The organism is Phaeovulum sp. (assembly GCF_041596715.1).
GTDB lineage: Bacteria > Pseudomonadota > Alphaproteobacteria > Rhodobacterales > Rhodobacteraceae > UBA6213.
Genome location: NZ_JBFHIA010000212.1, coordinates 1 through 5,311, shown reverse-complemented (window position 1 = coordinate 5,311; position 5,311 = coordinate 1). Strand labels below are relative to the sequence as shown.

Here is a 5,311-nt window from a genome sequence, read left to right as displayed (position 1 = left end):
GGCATCAAATCTGGCCCAAACGCATTTGACCAACGGTTGGTCCGATCAGCAACTGCTCGACGCGGTAGCCGAGGCGCGGCGCGCGGGCGATCTGGCGCAGGCGATGCGGCTGCAAGGTGCTGCGCTGAACCTGACCGATGCGCCCGACCACTGGCTGGAATACGCGCGCCTGCTGCTGACCATCGGCGGTAATGATAGCCAAAAGGCCGCGCAGGCCCAACGCGCGCTGCTGGCGGCGATCAACGGCTATCTGCGCACCGGCTCTGCCGGAGTGCGCGCCGAGGCGCTCTTGGTCATGTCACAGGCGTTCGAGCGGGTTGACCGCGGCCGTGACATGGTGCCCGCGCTTCGTCTGGCCACAACCATTTCGCGGCGCGAAGACATCGCAGCTGCGCTTGACGATGCAATGGGAAAATACGGCTTCCGCATCGCAGAACATCAGGTCGAGGCCGACAGCGCCGCGCCACGTATTTGCGCGACATTCACCGATGATCTGCTGCGCGCGGGCGTCGATTATACAAGCTTCGTAAAGCTGCCAGAAGCCGGGCTTTCGGTCGAGGCCGAGGCCAACCAGATCTGCGTCGCAGGGCTCGCGCATGGCGCGCGCTACGAAATCACCTTCCGCGCAGGGCTACCCGCCACAACCGGCGAAAAGCTTGCGGCAGACACCACGATCACCGCCTATGTCCGCGACCGCACCCCCGCGGTGCGCTTTGAAGGCCGCGCCTATGTGCTGCCGCGCGCCGCCGACGCTGGGCTTCCGGTCGTGACGGTCAATACCGAAGCGCTAGAGCTGACATTGCTGCGCGTGTCCGACCGCAACCTCGTAGAGGCGATGCGCGACGATTACTTTGCCCGCGCGCTTGACTATTGGGCGCTCGACTATTTCAGCGAGACAATGGCGGAAACCGTGTGGAAAGGTTCGGCCACCGTCGAACAAGTCTCCAACCGCGACGTAACCACCCGCCTGCCGGTTCAAGAGGTTACCGGCCCCCTCGGGCCCGGCATCTACGCGCTGCAAGCAACGGTGCCGGGCACGGACCCGTGGGATTTTCCGCCCGCCACGCAGTGGTTCATCATCTCGGATCTCGGGCTTTCGACCCTGTCGGGCAGCGACGGGTTGCATGTCGTCGTGCGTGGGCTTTCGGACGTGGGAGCGCGCGAAGGCGTTACGGTTGAGCTGATTTCCAAGGCCAACACCGTGCTCGGGCGCACCAGCACCGACGTGCAGGGCTATGCCCACTTTGCCCCCGGCTTGACCAGTGGCAAAGGGTCTTCTGCACCGGCGCTGGTCACCGTTGCCTCGGGCGATGACATGGCGTTTTTGTCGCTGACCGATGCCGAGTTCGACCTTTCCGACCGTGGCGTAGAGGGCATGCCCCCCGCGCCGCCGATCGACGTTTTCCTGACAACCGATCGTGGTGCCTACCGCGCGGGCGAAACCGTCAATGTCACCATGCTGGCGCGTGATGCCGCAATGCGGGCGCTGCCCGGTATGCCGCTGGTGGCGGTACTGGTGCGCCCTGATGGTGTTGAATATGCGCGCAACCTTGCCCCCGATCTGGGCGCAGGCGGGCATGTGGCCGCCTTCCCAATCGCGGCCAGCGCGCCGCGCGGCACATGGCGGCTTGACGTTTACGCCGATGTGAACGCCCAACCGCTCGCCTCGCAGCGGGTGTTGGTAGAAGACTTTCTGCCCGAGCGGATCGACTTTTCAATGACCTTGCCCGAAGACAATCTGGCAGTCGGCGCTTCGCCCGAGCTCAATGTCGAAGCACGCTATCTTTTCGGCGCGCCGGGTGCCGATCTTAACCTCGATGGCGACATACGCCTAACCCGCGCCGAGGCATTGGCGGGCTGGGAAGGTTTCCGCTTTGGCCCCTACGACTCCGGGTTCCGCCAGCAATACGACTATTTCGGCGCGGCCTATACCGACGCTGCGGGCAATGCGACCTTCTACCCCGTGGTGCCCGACCCCGGCACTGACGTGATGGCACCAATGTTGGCCACCTTCACGATGCGCGCCTACGAAGGCTCTGGCCGCCCGGTAGAGCGGCAAGTGACCCGCACCGTGCTGCCTGCCGATCCGTTCCTTGGCATCAAGCCGATGTTCGCGGACGATACCGTGGCCGAAGGCACCGAGGCGCGGTTTCAGATCGTGGCGCTTGGCTCGCAGGCAACCGCCGTGGCGATGCCCGTGCATTGGGTCGTGAACCGCATCGAGACCCGCTATCAGTGGTATTCCCTTTCCGGCTACTGGAACTGGGAGCCGGTAACCCACCGCACCCGCGTGGCCGAGGGTGACCTTGCCCTGACCGCCGCAGGCGCACTGGAAATCGCGGCACCCGTCGATTGGGGCCAGTACGAAATCAAGATCGAATCCGCATCGGGCAGCTATGCCGCCGCTTCGATGACCTTCTACGCGGGCTGGTATGCCCCGGCTGGCGCGGTTGAAAGCCCGGATCGCCTGTCGCTCTCGCTCGATGCCGAAAGCTACCGCACGGGCGATACCGCGCGGCTGCGCCTGGTGCCGCAGGCAGATGGCGTCGCCGTGGTTTCAGTGCTTTCCAACCACTTGATTTCATTGCAAACAGTGGCCGTGACGGCAGGCGAGAACGTGATCGACCTGCCAGTGGCCGATGAATGGGGCGCGGGGGCCTATGTTGCCGCCTCGGTGCTGCGCCCGCTTGCAAATGCAGCCCCCGACCGCGCGCCCACCCGCGCGCTTGGGTTGGCCCACGCGGCGGTTGACCCCGGCGCGCGCCTGCTTGGCGCAACGCTAGAGGTGGCCGAAGCCTCGGACCCGCGCGCGCCGCTGCCGGTGGCGCTGAAAGTCGATGGCGTAGCGGCGGGTGAAACCGCCTGGGCCACGATTGCCGCGGTCGATCTGGGTATCTTGAACCTGACCGGGTTCAAATCGCCCGACCCGGCCGCGCATTACTTTGGCCAGCGCCGCCTTGGCATGGGCCTGCGCGATCTTTACGGGCGGCTGATTGATGGCCGCTCGGGCACCTTGGGCTTGCTGCGTTCGGGCGGTGATTCCGATGCCGGGCTGAAGATGCAGGCCCCGCCCCCAACCGAGGAACTGGTGGCCTATTTCAGCGGCCCGCTGACCGTGGGTGCCGATGGCTACGCACGCACCGAGTTTGCGATGCCTGCCTTCAATGGCACCGTGCGGCTGATGGCGGTGGTGTGGTCAGCCTCGGGCGTGGGGCAAGCCAGCGCCGATGTGCTGGTACGCGATCCGGTGGTGGTAACCGCCACCGTGCCGCGCTTCATGGCACCGGGCGATCAGTCGCGGTTGCTGCTGGAAATCACCCATGCAACGGGCGCGCCGGGGCGGATGCCACTGGCGGTTTCAGCCGTCGGGTTAGAACTTGGCGCCGTGCCTACCGAAGTAAACCTTGCGCCGCGCCGCACCATGACGCTGAGCGTTCCCGTGACGGCGGGCGAGGTGGAGGGGGTGCAAACCCTGCGCATCGCGCTGACCACACCCGATGGGAAGGTGCTGGAAAAGGTGCTCAGCATCCCGGTCCAGCGGCTTGACCCGGTGATCGCGCGCCAGTCGCGCTTTGAACTTGCGGCAGGCAAGACCTTCACGCTGGATAGCAACGTGTTCGATGGGCTTGTGCCCGGAACCGGGCGGGCAACGCTGGCGGTGGGCCCGCTGGCGCGGTTTGATACGGCGGGGCTGCTGGCCTCGTTGAACGGCTACCCCTACGGCTGCACCGAACAGATCACCTCAAAGACGCTGCCGCTGCTTTATTTCAGCGAGGTGGCCGAGGCGATGGGGCTGGCCGCCGACATCGACATCGCCACCCGCGTACGCGGCGCGATTGCCGAGGTGCTGACTAATCAAGATTCCTCGGGTGCCTTTGGCCTTTGGTATCCTGACAGTGGCGATCTGTGGCTTGATGCCTATGTGACCGACTTCCTCAGCCGGGCGCAGGTGCAAGGCTACGGGGTGCCCGCCGCCGCCTTCCGCAACGCGCTCGACAACCTGCACAATCAGTTGAACTACGCAGCCGATTTTGACGCCGCATCGAATGGCGGCGGTGTCGATGTCGCCTATGCGCTGATGGTGCTGGCGCGCGAGGGCGCGGTGCCGGTGGGTGATCTGCGCTATTACGCCGATGTGAAGGGCGACGATTTCGCAACCCCGCTGGCAATGGCGCAACTGGGTGCCGCACTTGCCTCGTATGGCGAACAGACGCGGGCCGATGCGATGTTCGCGCGCGCGGCGCGCGCAATGGCGGACCGCGCGCCCGAAACCGCGATTTGGCGGGCGGATTACGGCACCCGCCTGCGCGATCAGGCAGCGGTCTTGGCCTTGGCGATCGAGGCCGGGTCGAGCGCCGTTTCGCCAGATGCGGGCGGGCAGGCGCTGGCCAGCCGCCTGCAAGGCCAGCGGCTTTCCACGCAAGAAGCGACATGGGCGCTGATGGCTACCCACGCGCTGATCGACCGCCCCGGCGCCGAGGGCTTTACGCTGAACTCCATCCCGGTCAGCGGGCCGCTGGTACGCGTGCTTGATGATGGCCCGGATTTTGTGCCGGCCAGCATCGGCAACGGCTCGCAGGAACAGGCCACGCTGACGCTTACCACCTTCGGAGTGCCCAGCGTGCCGGAACCGGCGGGCGGCAAGGGCTATTCGATCAGCCGCAGCTACTTCACGCTTGAGGGTGACGAAGTTTCACTGGATCGCGTAGCGCAAGGCACGCGGCTGGTAACCGTGCTGACCATCACCCCGTTCGAACCCGACAGCGCCGCACGCTTGATGATTGCCGATCCGCTGCCCGCGGGGCTCGAGATCGACAACCCGAACCTTTTGCGCGCAGGCGATCTGGCAGGGCTCGACTGGCTTGATGTCGAAGGCGGCACCTCGATGACCGAGTTCCGGCAGGACCGCTTTCTTGCCGCGATAGACTGGTATGGCAGCGATGCGTTCCGCCTTGCCTATATCGTCCGCGCTATCAGCCCCGGCAGCTACCACCACCCGGCGGCCAGCGTGGAAGATATGTATCGCCCCGACATGCGCGCCCAAACAGATGCCGGGCAAGTGACGGTGTATTGACGCCTTGCGCGGTGCTGCACGGGGCGTAATAGCGCTGGTGGTAGCCCTTTGGGCCACCGCCGCCGCACTAGATGCCGCGCGCGACTGGGTGGCGCACACCGCCCTGCCACCGCTTTCGATCGAGGTCGGCACCGAGGTTCTGGCACGCGATGGCAGCTTGCTGCGCGCCTTTCAGGTATCCGATGGCCGCTGGCGGCTGGCCCCCGGCCCGGTCGATGAACGCTTCATCGCCATGCT

General features: G+C 65.8%; 2 protein-coding genes. Both read left to right on the top strand.

The genetic code is table 11. The features are described 5' to 3' along the window. Positions 1–25: 25 nt before the first annotated feature. Positions 26–5,074, top strand: coding sequence for an alpha-2-macroglobulin (locus ABY403_RS12995; RefSeq protein ID WP_372841251.1), 5,049 nt, complete (start codon positions 26–28; stop codon positions 5,072–5,074). A gap of 37 nt (positions 5,075–5,111) precedes the next feature. Continuing rightward, positions 5,112–5,311 (top strand): hypothetical protein (locus ABY403_RS12990; protein ID WP_372841250.1); only part of this gene is annotated, 200 nt, incomplete at its 3' end.